Source organism: Lacinutrix himadriensis, from assembly GCF_001418105.1.
GTDB lineage: Bacteria > Bacteroidota > Bacteroidia > Flavobacteriales > Flavobacteriaceae > Oceanihabitans > Oceanihabitans himadriense.
Map to the genome: position 1 here is coordinate 262902 of NZ_LIQI01000022.1, position 15806 is coordinate 278707.

9 protein-coding genes and 1 tRNA gene are annotated in these 15806 nt (G+C 33.5%); 6 read left to right on the forward strand and 4 right to left on the reverse strand.

The features are described from left to right. Positions 1–235: 235 nt before the first annotated feature. Positions 236–308 (reverse strand) — tRNA-Gln (locus tag AMD28_RS08900). 223 nt (positions 309–531) lie between these two features. On the opposite strand from AMD28_RS08900, the gene AMD28_RS08905 reads away from it, so the two are divergent. Continuing rightward, a complete protein-coding gene (locus AMD28_RS08905) occupies positions 532–3960 on the forward strand; it encodes a glycosyltransferase family 117 protein (RefSeq protein ID WP_055443786.1) in 3429 nt (1142 codons plus the stop codon). Between the two features lie 12 nt (positions 3961–3972). Beyond that, positions 3973–4623 (forward strand): polysaccharide deacetylase family protein, encoded by a 651-nt coding sequence (locus tag AMD28_RS08910; protein ID WP_055443787.1) that lies wholly within the window; start codon positions 3973–3975, stop codon positions 4621–4623. Here AMD28_RS08910 and AMD28_RS08915 read toward each other — a convergent pair whose 3' ends face one another. Next, on the reverse strand, positions 4624–4917 hold the full coding sequence (locus AMD28_RS08915; protein WP_055443788.1) for a thioredoxin family protein: 294 nt from the start codon (positions 4915–4917) through the stop codon (positions 4624–4626). A gap of 117 nt (positions 4918–5034) precedes the next feature. Continuing rightward, positions 5035–6267, reverse strand: coding sequence for a metallophosphoesterase (locus tag AMD28_RS08920; protein WP_055443789.1), 1233 nt, complete (start codon positions 6265–6267; stop codon positions 5035–5037). A 117-nt stretch (positions 6268–6384) separates the two neighbouring features. Between AMD28_RS08920 and AMD28_RS08925 the strand changes: the two genes are divergently transcribed. Next, a complete protein-coding gene (locus AMD28_RS08925) occupies positions 6385–8049 on the forward strand; it encodes an MFS transporter (RefSeq protein WP_055443790.1) in 1665 nt (554 codons plus the stop codon). A 154-nt stretch (positions 8050–8203) separates the two neighbouring features. Next, positions 8204–8818: a response regulator gene (locus AMD28_RS08930; protein WP_055443791.1), complete on the forward strand. Its 615-nt coding sequence runs from the start codon at positions 8204–8206 to the stop codon at positions 8816–8818. Here the strand turns inward: AMD28_RS08930 and AMD28_RS08935 are convergent. Beyond that, on the reverse strand, positions 8807–10744 hold the full coding sequence (locus tag AMD28_RS08935; protein ID WP_055443792.1) for a histidine kinase dimerization/phosphoacceptor domain -containing protein: 1938 nt from the start codon (positions 10742–10744) through the stop codon (positions 8807–8809). The genes AMD28_RS08930 and AMD28_RS08935 overlap by 12 nt on opposite strands. A 156-nt stretch (positions 10745–10900) precedes the next feature. Between AMD28_RS08935 and AMD28_RS08940 the strand changes: the two genes are divergently transcribed. Next, positions 10901–13444 carry a T9SS type A sorting domain-containing protein gene (locus AMD28_RS08940; protein ID WP_055443793.1) on the forward strand — a complete coding sequence of 848 codons (2544 nt, stop codon included), beginning with the start codon at positions 10901–10903 and terminating at the stop codon, positions 13442–13444. Between the two features lie 84 nt (positions 13445–13528). Then, on the forward strand, positions 13529–15799 hold the full coding sequence (locus AMD28_RS08945; RefSeq protein WP_161804629.1) for a tail fiber domain-containing protein: 2271 nt from the start codon (positions 13529–13531) through the stop codon (positions 15797–15799). The last annotated feature ends 7 nt before the right edge of the window (positions 15800–15806 follow it).

Consider the following 15806-nt stretch of genomic DNA (forward strand, 5'->3'; position numbering starts at 1 on the left):
AAGGAAGACTTTTTTATTGCCCCACTAGGGCTCAATTCGACTGCGCTCAGTATAAACTTCTCACCAAACATATTATAAAACAAAAAATCCCTACTTTATTAAAGTAAGGATTAATTTGATTAATGTTGGCCCACTAGGGCTCACTTCGACTGCGCTCAGTATAAACTTCTCGCCCAAACATATTATAAAACAAAAAATCCCTACTTTATTAAAGTAAGGATTAATTTGATTAATGTTGGCCCACTAGGGCTCGAACCTAGACTCTTCTGCACCAAAAACAGACGTGTTGCCAGTTACACCATGGGCCAATATCTCAAAACGAGAGTGCAAATCTAACACAAAGTTTTATTTGCACAAACTTTTTTGAAGAAAAAAAATATAAATTTTAATTTTTTTTTAAAAACAGCAGTAAATCAACTAATTGAATCCTGACAACAAGTTAATATTCGTACGAATTTAGTTATGAAAACCTTAAAACCGATGCTCATTTCATATTTATTATTAAATTCGCCATGTTAACAAGATAGATACATGACACAATTTAATTTTAAAAAATGGAACACCATTTTAGGCTGGTTTTCTTTTTTAATAGCTTTAATCACTTATAGCTTAACTGTTGAGCCTACAGTAAGTTTTTGGGATGCTGGTGAATATATTTTAACCGCTTCAAAACTACAAGTAGGACATCCACCTGGAGCTCCTCTTTTTCAAATGCTTGGCGCTTTTTTCTCCATATTCGCTTTAGAACCTTCTCAAATTGGGTTATTAATGAATATGATGAGTGCTGTTTCTAGTGCTTTTACCATATTATTTATGTTTTGGACTATTAGTCTTTTACTTAAAAAGGTAGTTGCAAACGATTCAGAATTAAATGAGAATCAATCTTTAGCTATTTTAGGTTCTGCCTTAGTTGGTAGTTTAGCTTTTACTTTTACAGATTCTTTTTGGTTTAATGCTGTAGAAACAGAAGTATATGCCATGGCTACTTTAATCATGTCTATTTTATTTTGGTTAGGATTACGCTGGGAACAAGACATGGATAAACCTAGAGGAAACCGTTGGTTAATTTTAATAGCCTTTGTTATTGGTCTTTCTTTTGGAGTCCACTTTATGGGGTTACTAACTATTCCTGCTATCGGATTAATTTATTATTTCAAAAATTATAAAGAAATTACTGTAAAGAATTTTATAATTGCAAACGTGGCTACCGTTGCCATTCTTCTTTTTATTTTTAAACTTCTTGCTCCTAATATTCTAAGATTCTTTAGTGTTTTAGAAATGTTCTTTGTGAACTCTATTGGTCTGCCATTTAATTCAGGTTCGATAATTGCTGCTATACTTTTAATTGCATTGGTTTACTTTGGTTTACAATACACTAGAAAGAAAAATTACAAACATTTAAATACTGCAATTCTTTGTTTAACCTTTATTATAATTGGTTTTTCTTCATGGACTATGCTTCCTATTCGTGCAAACGCTAATGTGGTTATTAATGAAAATAATCCTTCTAGTGCTAGAGAATTATTAGCATATTATAATTTAGAACAATATCCTGAAACGCATCTGTTTTACGGACCACAATTTACAGATCAATATTCTGGATTAGATGACATTGAGCCTTATGTAGACGACAAACCTAAATACGAGAAAGACTTAGTAAAAGGGGAATATGTTATTGTAAACGATTATAAAAACGCGAAGCAAAACTACAATCATAAGCACGCTTCTATTCTTCCAAGAATGTGGAGTCCTGAAAATGCCGAAAACTATTTAATGTTTACTGGTATTTTAGATTTTAAACTAAAACCAGAAGTCTCTTTAGATCATGAACAACGCTCTAATATTTCTGAAATTATTGGACGTTATCAATCCGGAGAGATATCGGAAAGTGATTATGAAAACTTTATTACTTCGAATAGAGGATTAATTTCTGCATATTTTAAAGAAACAGAACTTAAAAAAACAATTAGTGATTTTAAATCGGATGTATCTCAAGGACTAATTGATTATGAAGATTACAACAACTTTTTAAAGCAGTTTGGACAATACATAGATATTGAAAAACCTTCCTTAATGAGTAACATTGTTTACATGTTTGAATACCAATTAGGCTACATGTATTGGCGTTATTTTATGTGGAATTTCACAGGAAAACAAGATGATATTCAAGGTAAATATGATAATCATGGAAACTGGATTAGCGGTATTAACTTTATTGATTCTTGGCATTTAGGTCAATCACAAATAGACCTTCCTGGAGATGTAAAAAACAATAAAGCTAGAAACACCTATTATTTCTTCCCATTAATTCTTGGACTACTTGGCTTGTTCTTTTTATTCAATAAAGACAAAAAAATATTCTGGACAATGCTTGTTTTCTTCCTATTTACAGGAATAGCAATCCAAGTATACACTAACGTAAGACCTTTTGAACCTCGTGAAAGAGATTACTCTGTTGTTGGTTCGTTTTATGTATTTGCATTATGGATTGGCTTTGGTGTTTACGCTATTTATGATACTCTTAAAAAATACGCATCTTCAAAAATGCTAGCTCCAGGAATCACATTAGTTTGTCTAATATTAGTTCCTGCAATTTTAGCAGCAAACAATTGGGATGATCATGATAGATCTGGAAAATACACTGCAGAAGCAATGGCTAAAATGTATTTAGACTCTTGTGACGAAAATGCCATTCTATTTTCTATTGGAGATAACGACACCTTTGCGCTTTGGTATGCCCAAGAAATTGAAGGATACAGAACAGATGTTCGTGTGGTAAACACTAGTCTTTTTCAAACCGATTGGTATATAGACCAGATGAAGCGTAAAGCTTATGAGAGTGACCCAATCCCTTCTCAATTTACCCATGACCAATACAAACATGGAACACGAGATTATATTATGAAAAGAGCGATCTCTAAAGACACCATGTTAATTAAAGATTTCTTAGATTTTGTAGGAAGTGAAAACCCTAAAACAAAATTTAAATATATTATTGAACAACAAGGTGACAATCCTAATGATTACCCTAATCAATATATGAATTCTAATTATTTCCCTGTGGAAGACGTGGTAATCCCTGTTAATAAAGAAAATGCTTTAAAATATGGGATTGTAGCTGCGAAAGATGCAGATAAAATTGAAGATCATATTCAGATTAAAATTACAGATGGTGTATTATACAAAAATCGCCTTCTTATGTTAGATATTGTTGCTAATAATGATTGGAAAAGACCTATCTACTTTACAGGTGGTGCTTTTTCTGAAGACGATTATATCTGGATGAAAGATTACCTTCAATTAGATGGTATGTGTTATAAATTAACTCCTATTAAAACGCCTGTAGATAGAGCAAATCCTTTTGATATGGGAAGAGTAGATAGCGAGAAAATGTACAACATTGTTAAAAAATGGGACTGGGGAAATAGTAACAGCCCAGACATTTATCACGATATAGAAACCAGAACAAACTCGATTACCTACAGAGGAAATCTTGCACGTTTAATGGAGCAATTTATAAACGAAGACCAACCCAAAAAAGCAGAAGAAATTGCAGATTTAGCAATGGATAAAATGCCTGTAGACTATTTTGGCTACTACACCTTACTAGAACCATACATAAGTGGTTATTATGAAGTTGGCGCTAAAGAAAAAGCACGTAAACTTTTTAAAGATGTAAGTATTAAGTATCAAGAAAACCTAACGTATTACAGTACGCTAGATCAAAGAAAACAGCGTGAATTAGGCGAGCTTATTATTACAGATATCGAACGCTACAAAGCACTTGTAGATGTTGTTTTAGATTATGATGATGAATTAGCAAAAACCGAAGCTAAAACGTTCACTAACTTCTTACAGTTATTCGATCATTTTAATGCTGGCATTTCTAAGGAAACACCAAGAACGCAAGAAAAAGATATCGATTTAATACAAAAAGACACGGTTATTGCACCAGAATAAAATCTGGAAAACATGAATTTAACACCCGTAAAAACACCTTTAGTTGTACAGAAGATATTCCCAAATTATACTTGGGAAATATCTTCTAGTACTAAAGAGATTTACTTAACTTTTGATGATGGCCCAACGCCAGAAATCACCAATTGGGTTTTAGACCTACTAAAACAATACCAAGCAAAAGCAACTTTTTTCTGTATTGGAAATAATATTGAAAAGCATCCAGAGATCTTTCAAAATATTATAACGGAAGGTCACGCCATAGGCAACCACACGCATAATCATATTAAAGGCTGGAAAACTTCGGTTTCAGATTATTTAGATAATGTACAGCTTGCACAAGAAGTAATAGATTTAAAAATCAACAATCCACAATCTTCAATCTCCAATCTTTTTCGTCCGCCGTACGGACAAATAACTCCAAAGCAAGGCTCAGAAATAATAAAACTTGGTTATAGAATAATTATGTGGAGCGTACTTTCTATAGATTGGGATGATTTTGTTTCTAGAAAAATCTGCCTAAACAATGTAATTACTAAGGCGGATTCTGGAAGTATTATTGTTTTTCATGATAGCATAAAAGCTTCAAAAAACATGCAATATGCGCTACCTAAGGTATTAGAACATTTTAGCAATAAAGGCTATACTTTTAAAAGTATTACTTAGTTACACATACTCTTGAATCAATCCAATAAGCGTATCCGAATCCTGCTCACCGGTTTGCCTCCATTTCATTTCTCCATTTTTATAGATAATTAAAGTCGGCACATTTTTAACTCGCAAAGCTTCAGCTAATTCTTTATTTTTATCTACATCAATTTTAATCACTTTTGCTTTATCGCCAAGAGCAGCAGCAACATCTCTTAGTATGGCATGCATATTACTAGATTTCTCATCTACTGCAAAAAAGTCTAACAGTACAGGAATCTCTACGTCTATAAGTTCTCCAAATTTTGACATATACTATCGTTTTTTAATCCAACACGTATCTACTTAAAATCCAAACACCTAATAGCTGAATTGCGTGTTATTTATAAAAATAAGCATTTTCATATTAAAAATAACATTTCTTAGAAATTATGTGTTGCTAGAACCTCTTTTAAGCTCTATTACAGTTACTTCAGGCCAAATTCCAACTCTTCCAGGAAAAGCATGATAACCAAAACCTCTATTCACATTAATAAAACGACCAAATTCATTATATAAACCAGCCCATTGTTTATATACATATTGTGATGGACTCCATCTAAAGAAACCAGGGATTTCTATTCCCATTTGCAGTCCGTGTGTATGCCCACTTAAGGATAAGTGATAATTGAAATCATGATTTTTCACTTTATATTCCCAATGCGAAGGATCATGGGTCATCAAGATTTTAAAATCGTCTTTATCAATTCCTTCGGAAGCCTTTTCTAAATCTCCTGCTTGGTTAAAACCTTTCCCCCAATTTTCTACACCTACTAATGCTATTTTCTGACCATCTTTTTCAATGTACCTGTTTTCATTCAGTAATAAATCAAAACCAATTTTTGGGTGAATATCCTTTACATCTTGAAAATTCTGAATCTTATCTTCGGGTTTTTCCCATTGCACATAATCGCCATAATCGTGATTTCCAAGTACCGAATATTTTCCCATTGGCGCTTCTAGTGTTTTAAAAACGTCAATCCAATCGTTCATTTCTTCTGCTTTATTATTTACAATATCTCCTGTAAATAAAATAATATCCGATTGCTGATCATTAATCATTTTTACACCATATTCTATTTTCTCCTTATTGGTAAAACTACCAGAATGAATATCGGATATTTGCGTAATGGTTACCCCATCAAAAGCGGCTGGTAAATCGTCAAAAGTCAATTGATACTTAAGTACTTTATAATTGTATCGCCCTTGAATTATTCCATATAAAAAAGAAGCAAAAGGTATTGCTGCCAATCCCAATGCTATTTTAGAAATAAACGCACGTCTTCCTGTTATAGATTGCGTTTCTCCACTTGAAAAAACAGATATTAGCTTTACGAAACCTCTAAAAACATCTTCGCCAAACATGACTACTAAAATCAGTACTTTAGGAATTAAAAACGTAAGTAAAAACCCTGTTGCTAATTGAAACCCGTTGGTTTGTCCTGCACTTCTAGGTGTTGTAAAAACAATATAAAATAAATGAGTATAAATGGCTACTGCAATAAGAATCCAAATCCATTTTATTATTTTGTTTTTTGTAATCGTTTTTAAAGCTTGAAATGCATAAAACTCTATAAAAAATAAGACTAAGGAAACTATTATTAGGGTGATGACAAATCTCATTTAATGAATTTTCATCAAATGTAATTCTTTAAAGCCCATTTTAACATTCCACATTTATATTTAACTATACCTTAAGATTTATTATATTACAATTCGTTAAATAATAAAACCAACTAAATGAACAATCAAAATAACAAATCAGCACTAACTACTTTAGTTACTGTTTTCTTTTTTTGGGGATTTATAGCAGCGTCTAATGGCGTGTTTATTCCTTTTTGTAAAACCTACTTTAACATCGATCAGTTTCAATCACAACTAGTCGATTTTGCATTTTATGGCGCATATTATCTAGGTGCTTTATTCTTATTTGTTTTATCTAGTTCTATTAAAAAAGACATACTAAATTCTTGGGGATATAAAAACGGAATTGTTTACGGTTTGCTGCTTTCTGCAATTGGTGCATTTGTTATGTATCCAGCAACTATGGGAGCAGAACAAGGACAAACACAAGTTTTCTACTTTGTTTTAATCGCCCTTTTTATAGTCGGCTTAGGGTTTTCGTTACAACAAACCGCAGCCAATCCTTTTACCATTGCTCTTGGTGATCCAGAAACGGGATCACACCGACTAAATTTAGCAGGAGGAATAAACTCTTTTGGAACCACTATTGGACCAATAGTAGTTGCATTTATCATTTTTGGTTCTGCGCCTTTATCTGGTGAAGAATTAACTACCATGATTAAAAACAATGAAATAAAACTAACCACCATTCAAGCACTTTATATTGGTGTTGGGTTATTGTTTTTAGTAGCTGCAGCTTTATTTCATTTTTCAAAAAAACTACCAGCTTTAAAATCGGAAACAGCATTTGAACCAGCAAACAAAGCAAAAAATACACTACTCGTTTTAACGGTAATTATCATGGCTTGTTTCGGTTATATTTTCAGTACCTATACTAGCGGAGAAGTGTCTTCGGAAGCTTTAGAACACACTAGGCTAATCCTTTTAATTATAGCGTTATTTGCTGTAATTGGAAGTCTTATTTTTGCGTATTCTAGTTCTTCTAAAAAAGCCGAAGGTTGGGGAGCTATGAAATACCCACAACTTGTTCTAGGTATGTTGGCCATCTTCACCTATGTTGGTGTAGAAGTTACTATTGGTAGTAATTTAGGGGAACTATTAAAACAAGCTGTAAACGGAACAAACTTAAACGCATTAGGTTTAGCAACATTAAATGACGGACAATTAGCACCATACATTTCGCTATATTGGGGAGGTTTAATGGTTGGTCGTTGGGTTGGAGCAATAACGGTTTTCAATCCTAGTAAAGGACTTAAAAAAGCATTATTAATTATAGTACCATACCTTGCGTTTGGCGTTATCTTATTAGTAAACTTTGGCAAATATTCATCCGATCAAATACTCTTTTTCGGAATTTGTGTAGCAGTACAAATCTTTGGCTTCTTTTTAGCGAAAGACAACCCTGTAAAAACTTTAAAAATATTCAGCCTATTTGGGGTTTTAGCGATGTTAATCGGTTTATTTTCTTCTGGAAATGTGGCTTTATTTGCATTCTTATCTGGAGGATTATTCTGCTCAATCATGTGGCCATGTATTTTCACATTAAGTATTGCTGGTCTAGGAAAATACACCTCTCAAGGTTCTGCTTTTTTAATCATGATGATTCTTGGTGGTGCAATTATCCCTCCGCTTCAAGGAAAATTAGCAGATGTTTTTAATATCCAATCTTCTTACTGGATTGCTGTTTTATGCTTTGCCTATTTATTATTCTATGCCTTTAGAACAAAAACGGTATTAGACAAACAAGGGGTAGCATATTAATATTATAAATAATTCCATAATCTGCTTTAAACACAAAATTAAAAAGAACTAAACAACTGATTTTTATAATTTTATCGAAAAAACTATTTATAAATTACAAATAACTTTACTTTAGCTTGTAATAACTATTTATTAAAATTGAAATAGAATTTGTATGCCAGCTATTCGAATATTAATTATTGAAGATGACCCTATTATTGCTGAAGATATTAAGGACATGCTTACTAGCGTAAACTATCAAGTTGCTGGTATCGCCTATGATATGGAAGAAGCATTGCATTGCATTGAAAAAACAAAACCCGATGTCGTTTTATTAGATATTAATTTAGATGGCAATTATGAAGGTTTCGAAATTGCAGAGCATATTAATAAAACGCGTAAAATTCCTTTTCTCTATTTAACCTCTTACTCTGGAAAAGACATCATTAATCAAGCAAAACAAACTTTGCCAATGGGCTATATTGTAAAGCCTTTTAATGAGCAAGAACTATTTACAAGTATTGAAATTGCTTTTTATAATTTTTCGAAATTTATTCTTCCTTTAAAACTGGACAGAGAAGTTATTAACAAACTAATTTCTACGCCATTAACACAAAAAGAGTTTGATGTTTTAAAAGGAATATATGATGGTAAAAACAACCAACAAGTAGCAGACGAACAATTTGTTAGCATCAATACTACAAAAACACATGTTAAAAACATTTACGAAAAACTAAATACGCATACACGCCTAGAAACTATAAACTTATTAAATAACTTACTTCGTTAATTTTTTTGGAATCGTTAATACTACTTCCGTACCGTTTTTGTTATCTATTTTTAGAGTAGCTTTTAGTTTTTGGACAAAGGATTTAATTAATCGTTGCCCAAATGTTTCTTTTGCTTTTTCTAGATTAATTGCTTGATTAATACCAACACCATTGTCTTTAACTGATAATGAATAGGTATTAGCATCTTCTTTCATTACAATTTTGATTTCAGGTTTTGCTACTATTTCACCTTCAAAAGCATGTTTTAGAGAATTCGTTACCAATTCATTTACAATTAAACCAATAGGTACAACCGATTCAATTTCCATGACAATACCTTTTGCTTGAATAGTAACTTGTATTTCTTTTTCTGCTTTTTTGTACGAGTTTAGAATACTATTTACAAGCTCTTGAAAATAATCTTGAATATTTACCAATGTTAAATCTTTACCAGCATACAGGTTTTTGTGTAAAATCGCCATAGATTGCACTCGATTCCTTCCATTTTGAAGTACTTCAAATGCTTTTTCATCATTTACATATTTAGATTGTAGATTAAGTAAACTAGAAATCATTTGTAAATTATTTTTTACACGATGATGGGTTTCGTGTAATAGTAATTCGCGATCTTTTAGTGCTTTGGTAATAATTTGATTTTTCGTTTTTATCTTATCATACATTTTATAAAGACTAAACACTGCAATAGTTAATAATAACAATACAATAAACGTGCTTATGGATAAGGCTCTCGTTCTAGAAAATTTAGCTTCAGAAACTTCCTTTTCTTTATTTAACAATTCTATTTTAACATCTTGTTTTTGTTTTTTATACAAGGCATCCTTTTCTGCTATAATTTCTATCGATTCTTTAGAGTAAATAGAATCACTAATATTTTTATAGGACTTAAAATCATTTAAGGCTTCTTTATAACGTCCACTTTTTTCATAAGCTTCGGATAATAACTGATACGCTGTTTGTTGCTGATACAACGATTCGTGTTCATCATATTTAAAAACGTCTAGTAAATGAGTAATAGCTTCGGGATACCTTTGTAGTTTAATTAAAATTTCTCCCATATTTAATTTAGACTCACATAAATTATAAGTACTACTTAATTGCTCTCTAATTTTTAAGGCTTTAAAATGTTCTGAATACGCCTCTTCTAACCTACCTTGTTCTTGACGTAAAAGTCCTAAAAAGTCATGATGAAAACCCATTTCTCTTAGCGTAGGAAACACCTTATTGAGTTCTTTTTGTTTCATTAAATGCATTTCTGCCTTATCAAATTCTCCCAACTCCGTATACAACAGACCTAAATTTGCATTGGTTCCTGCCATTCCAGAGCTATCTTGCAAAGTTTCGAACTGCTGTAATGCTTTTAAATATTGTTCTTTACTTTTTTCAAGCTGATCTAAATTCATATAAAAACCAGCTAACGAATTATTTATTCTAGCTTTCTGTTCGGCAGTTCCAATACTATCGTAAATTTTAGCAGCTTCAATTAAATGCTTTTGGGAAACCACATTATTACCTAAATACATATTTAAGGTACCTATAAAATGTCCGCTAATTGCAATATCTAAAGCGTCTTTATGCGTTTTAGAATAGTCGTAAATATTTTGATAATAGTTAAGTGCAGTAGCATAATCCCCATGCCATCTACTGCTTGCAGCAAAAATGTAATTATTGCGTCTTATTTCAATACTATCTTTTTCTAGAATAAATTCACTTTGTAATTGGTTGGCTATTTTTTTTGCCAACTCAGGATCGCGTTGCACTAAATATTCTCCCAATACTAAGAGAGCTTCTTTTTTTTCTTTTTTAATGGTACTCGCGTTTATTACAGATTGCAAGCTATCCTGGTAGGCATCTGGTTTTGCATCTTGCCCGTAAGACAAAGAGCAAATTAGAGTACAGGTATAAAATAGTTTTAAATAAAATTTCATTTACTAGTAAGCATTAGAATACAAAAGTACAACATCTTGTTTTCTAAAAAATCACCCATTAGGATGAAAAAATTTTGTAGGTAATGTATGAATTTTACACCACAAGTAAAACTAATAATAATTAGTCAATACTTTTAACAATTAAAAATTATCATCATGAAAAAACGCTACTTTTCAATCTTATTAATATTCTTAATTCCGTCTGCATTCGCACAACCTGCAAATGACGATTGCGCTAATGCAGAATTTATAAACGTTACAACCGATTTCACTGCTGTTGATTTTGATATTAGTACCGCAGTAATTAATAACGAGGTTGGCTGCGATGGCGATACAGCAGCCGATTATGCAGATATTTGGTATGATTTCAACATGCCTATAAATGGAAATATTTTCATTATCGGAACAAGTTCGTGGAATCGTTTTGCGCTTTATGATACTTGTGGCGGCACACAAATACAATGTGGTACTGGCGACGAAATGTATTCTGGTTTAACAGCGGGAACAAACTATAAATTACGTGTCTATAGAACAGCTGCTTATGCAACAAATGCTACTTACACCAACTTTTCCATAAAAGTATTTCCAGAAGTGGCTAACGACGATTGCGCTTCTGCACAAACACTAACCATTACTACAGACGAAACGAGCGTCGAATTTGAAATTGGTGGTGCTACCATAAATACAGAAGAAGGTTGTACAGGAACTACAGCAGAATACGCAGATATTTGGTATGATTTCACCATGCCTGTAAACGGAAACTTATATGTACATGGCACACTAAGCTGGAACCAATTTGCTTTATACGATGCTTGTGGTGGTACACAAATACAATGCGGAAATTCAAATGAACTATTCACAGATTTAACAGCGACAACCAATTATAAATTACGCGTGTTTAGAATTTTAGAAACAGCCGATAATGACAGTTACCTATCCTTTACCATTAAAGCTTTTGAAAGCGTTACAAATGACGATTGCGCTTCCGCGGAAAACATTGTAGTAACTACAGCAGTATCTACCGTTAATTTTGAAATTGGTGGAGCTACTATAAATAATGAAGAAGGTTGTACAGGAACTACAGCAGATTACGCAGATATCTGGTATGATTTTACCATGCCTGTAAACGGAAACCTTTATGTAGATGGCACACTAAACTGGAATCAATTTGCTTTATATGATGCTTGTGGTGGCACACGAATACAATGTGCACCAACAAATGAACTATTCACAGATTTAACAGCAACAACCAATTATAAATTACGTGTGTTTAGAACTTTAGAAACAGTCGATAATAACAGTTACAAATCGTTTACCATTCAAGCTTTTGAAAACGTTACAAATGACGATTGCGCTTCCGCAGAAAACATTATGGTAACCACAGCAATATCTATCGTTAATTTTGAAATTGGTGGTGCTACTATAAATAATGAAGAAGGTTGTACAGGAACTACAGCAGAATACGCAGATATTTGGTATGATTTCACCATGCCTGTAAACGGAAACTTATATGTAGATGGCACACTAAGCTGGAATCAATTTGCCTTATATGATGCTTGTGGTGGTACACGAATACAATGCGGAGATTCAAACGAACTATTCACAGATTTAACAGCGACAACCAATTATAAATTACGAGTATTTAGAACTTTGGAAACAGCCGATAATAACAGTTACAAATCGTTTACCATACAGGCGTACGAAAATGTAACCAACGACGATTGCGCTTCCGCGGAAGACATTACCGTATCTACAGCAGAAACTACCATAGATTTTGCAATTGGTGGAGCATCTATAAACAACGAAGTTGGATGCACCGGAACCGTAGATGACTATGCAGACATTTGGTACCATTTCACCATGCCTGTAAACGGAAACCTTTATGTAGATGCAAGTGTAAGTTGGAACCGTTTAGCGCTTTATGATTCTTGCGGTGGCACACAAATGCAATGTAGTAGTGCCAACCAACTTTTTACAGGATTAAGCGCTGCAGTAGATTATAAATTAAGACTTTTTAGAACAGAAAATAATGTAGATAATGCTTACCGAAGCTTTACTATTCAAGCTTTCGAAATAATTAATAACGACGATTGCGCTTCTGCAGAAAACATTAGCGTTACCAACACACCAACCACTATTAACTTTGGTATTGGTGGTGCCGCTATTAATAATGAAGTCGGTTGCTCCGGAACAACCGCAGCAGATTACGCAGATGTTTGGTATGATTTCACGATGCCAATTGATGGTTATCTCTTTATCGACGGTACTTTAAGCTGGAATAATTTTGCACTATACGATGCCTGCAATGGTAATGAACTAGGCTGTTTTGAGGATGAAGGCACTATCGCAGGCTTAACAATGGGAACTACCTACAAACTTCGTGTGTTTAGAACCTTAGCACTTGCAGACAATGAATCTTACAAAAGCTTTACCATTTACAGCTCAAAAACATTAAGCACCAATAGCAATACATTGGAAAATAGTATTCAAATATATCCTAATCCAGCAGATACTATTTTAAACATTTCTATTACAGAAAATCAGACTATCACAGCTATTAAAATATACGATATGTTAGGCAAAAACGTACTTACAACGAAAGCAAAAACTATCGATGTTAGTGATTTTCAAACAGGAATGTATCTCGTTAAAATTACCACCAAAAAAGGTCAAGTCACTAAAAGATTAGTTATTCAATAAACCCTTTTTTTTTAGAAAATAAAGCCGCAATAAAAAGCAGTCAATCCGGTGCTTTCTATAAAAAAGCCCATAAAAAACATGATTATGAAAAACACAATTTTAAGTATCGCCTTCTTATTCATTATCCATTTTACATTTGCGCAAGGCAATAGCATTAACTATAAAGCTATTGTAAAAGACAACCTTGGTAATGTAGTAGCAAACCAAAATATTACCGTTCAATTTATCATTCGAAAAGGTCTAACTAACGTATATCAAGAAACCCATACACCAACAACCAATGCTAATGGGGTTATTATTGTAAACATAGGAGAAGGTACTACTTCTAATGATTTCTCAACGATTGAATGGGGAGAAAATGATCATTTTTTAAATGTGCAAATGGATACCGGAAATGGACTTGTTGATCTTGGAACAACACAATTTGGCACTGTGCCTTATGCCTCCTTTGCTACAGAAGCCGGTAATGTTTCGGGGCTAGAATCCATTGATGAGGGTGCTGGCCCAGGATGGAGATTAAAAGGGAAAAATCCGATACAATTTGGAAATATTGGTAGTCTTGCTGTAGATTTAAGTACTTCTTTCGAAGTGTCAGATGACCACGGAGCAACTGGTAGTAGATCATTCGCTGTAGGGACAAACACGATTGCTTCCAACAGTTCCACTGCTGCTTTTGGTTTTGAAAGCGAAGCTTCTGGTGGTAACGCCACTGCAATGGGATACCGCACAAAAGCAGAGGCATTAGCTTCTTTAGCAATAGGTTCTTATAATGTAGGCGGAGGTGCTCCATCCACTTTCGCTTCTACAAACCCATTGTTTGAAGTCGGAAATGGTACAAATAGTACGCGAAGCAATGCCTTTACTGTGTTACAAAATGGAACTATAACGGCTCCTAGTTTTGATATTGCAGAAATTATAGATGATAAAGCACTTATTACTAAAGAATACGCTGACATTAATTTAGTAACTTCTGGTTTAGAGGCTATAGACGAAGGTAACGGAATAGGATATCGAATAAAAGGTACAAACTCAGCTAATTATGGAAATATTGGAGTTGGCGCAACCGATTTAAGTATAAACAGTATCGCATCGACAACGTATGGCGCTACTGGTGATAAATCTTTCGCTCAGGGTTCCCATACTACTTCCGCAGGTTATGCCTCTGCAGCAATAGGAAATTTCACTACTGCTTCTGGTATTGTGTCTACAGCAATGGGAGATTACACCATATCTTCAGGAACTGCTTCTACGGCTTTGGGTAGGAATACACAAGCTTCCGCAAATTTCGCAACGTCTTTAGGTAAAAACACAAAAGCCGAAGCCCTTTCCAATACTGCAATTGGTCAATATAATATTGGAGGAGGTAGCCCAACAAATTGGTTATCCACAGACCCATTATTTGAAATAGGAAATGGTACTTCTACTAGCAATCTATCTAATGCGCTAACCGTACTCAAAAATGGGCGTGTAGGCATAGGAAAACATAGCGGTTTAAACGGTATGTTAGAAATAGAAGGTAATAGCTCATTAAGTACACCCCAGCTATCTTTAGTAGAAAATAATGCAGGTTTTGCACGATTAAAATTCACGAACTCCAATCGCCCAGGTGATGGTTACTGGGATATTGCTGGCTTCATAGGAGAACAGGGAATTGATGACAGGCTCAATTTTTTTAGTAGTTATCAGGGAAATATAATGTCCTTAGGTGGCTTTGGTGATGTAGATTTAAATGGATGGTTAGAGATTAAAAATGATATAGGTATCCCTTTACTCGTTTTAAAATCAGAAGGTATTAACACGGTATCTCTAAGAATGCAGGGTTCTGGCCGTGGCGGAAATGATCGTTGGGACTTAGACGCATTTATATCGGGAACTAGCTCCTCCTTAGATCGCTTAACATTTAATAACAGTGATGGTGGAGATATTATGTATTTGACGGGAGGTGGTAATGTTTTTGTAAACGGAAGTCTTGCGCATGCATCTGACAAACGACTAAAACGAGATATTGAAACCATAGATTTTGGTATCGCCGAAATATTAAAACTAAATCCTGTGCAATACAACTGGAAAGACAAGGAAAATACACCGTATAAATCTTTAGGTATAATAGCCCAAGAAATTGAAGAAGTAATTCCTAATGTGGTGCAAATAGGTACCGATGAAGAACAAACCTTAAGTGTAAGTTATACCGAATTGATTCCGGTGTTGATTAAAGCTATTCAGGAACAACAGTTAATTATTGAAGCTCAGAATGACAAATATGCTTCACTTGAAAATTTAGTATTATCACTTGCCTCTAAAATAGAAAGTGGTACTCCAAATTTGATAACTCAAAATACTTCCGTTAAAAAATAAAAAATTA

Bases quoted from the DNA above. Each gene is read 5' to 3' on its own strand.
- AMD28_RS08935 (WP_055443792.1), bottom strand. From the start codon at position 10,744: ATGAAATTTTATTTAAAACTATTTTATACCTGTACTCTAATTTGCTCT.
- AMD28_RS08915 (WP_055443788.1), bottom strand. From the start codon at position 4,917: ATGTCAAAATTTGGAGAACTTATAGACGTAGAGATTCCTGTACTGTTA.
- AMD28_RS08945 (WP_161804629.1), top strand. From the start codon at position 13,529: ATGAAAAACACAATTTTAAGTATCGCCTTCTTATTCATTATCCATTTT.
- AMD28_RS08925 (WP_055443790.1), top strand. From the start codon at position 6,385: ATGAACAATCAAAATAACAAATCAGCACTAACTACTTTAGTTACTGTT.
- AMD28_RS08905 (WP_055443786.1), top strand. From the start codon at position 532: ATGACACAATTTAATTTTAAAAAATGGAACACCATTTTAGGCTGGTTT.
- AMD28_RS08940 (WP_055443793.1), top strand. From the start codon at position 10,901: ATGAAAAAACGCTACTTTTCAATCTTATTAATATTCTTAATTCCGTCT.
- AMD28_RS08920 (WP_055443789.1), bottom strand. From the start codon at position 6,267: ATGAGATTTGTCATCACCCTAATAATAGTTTCCTTAGTCTTATTTTTT.
- AMD28_RS08910 (WP_055443787.1), top strand. From the start codon at position 3,973: ATGAATTTAACACCCGTAAAAACACCTTTAGTTGTACAGAAGATATTC.
- AMD28_RS08930 (WP_055443791.1), top strand. From the start codon at position 8,204: ATGCCAGCTATTCGAATATTAATTATTGAAGATGACCCTATTATTGCT.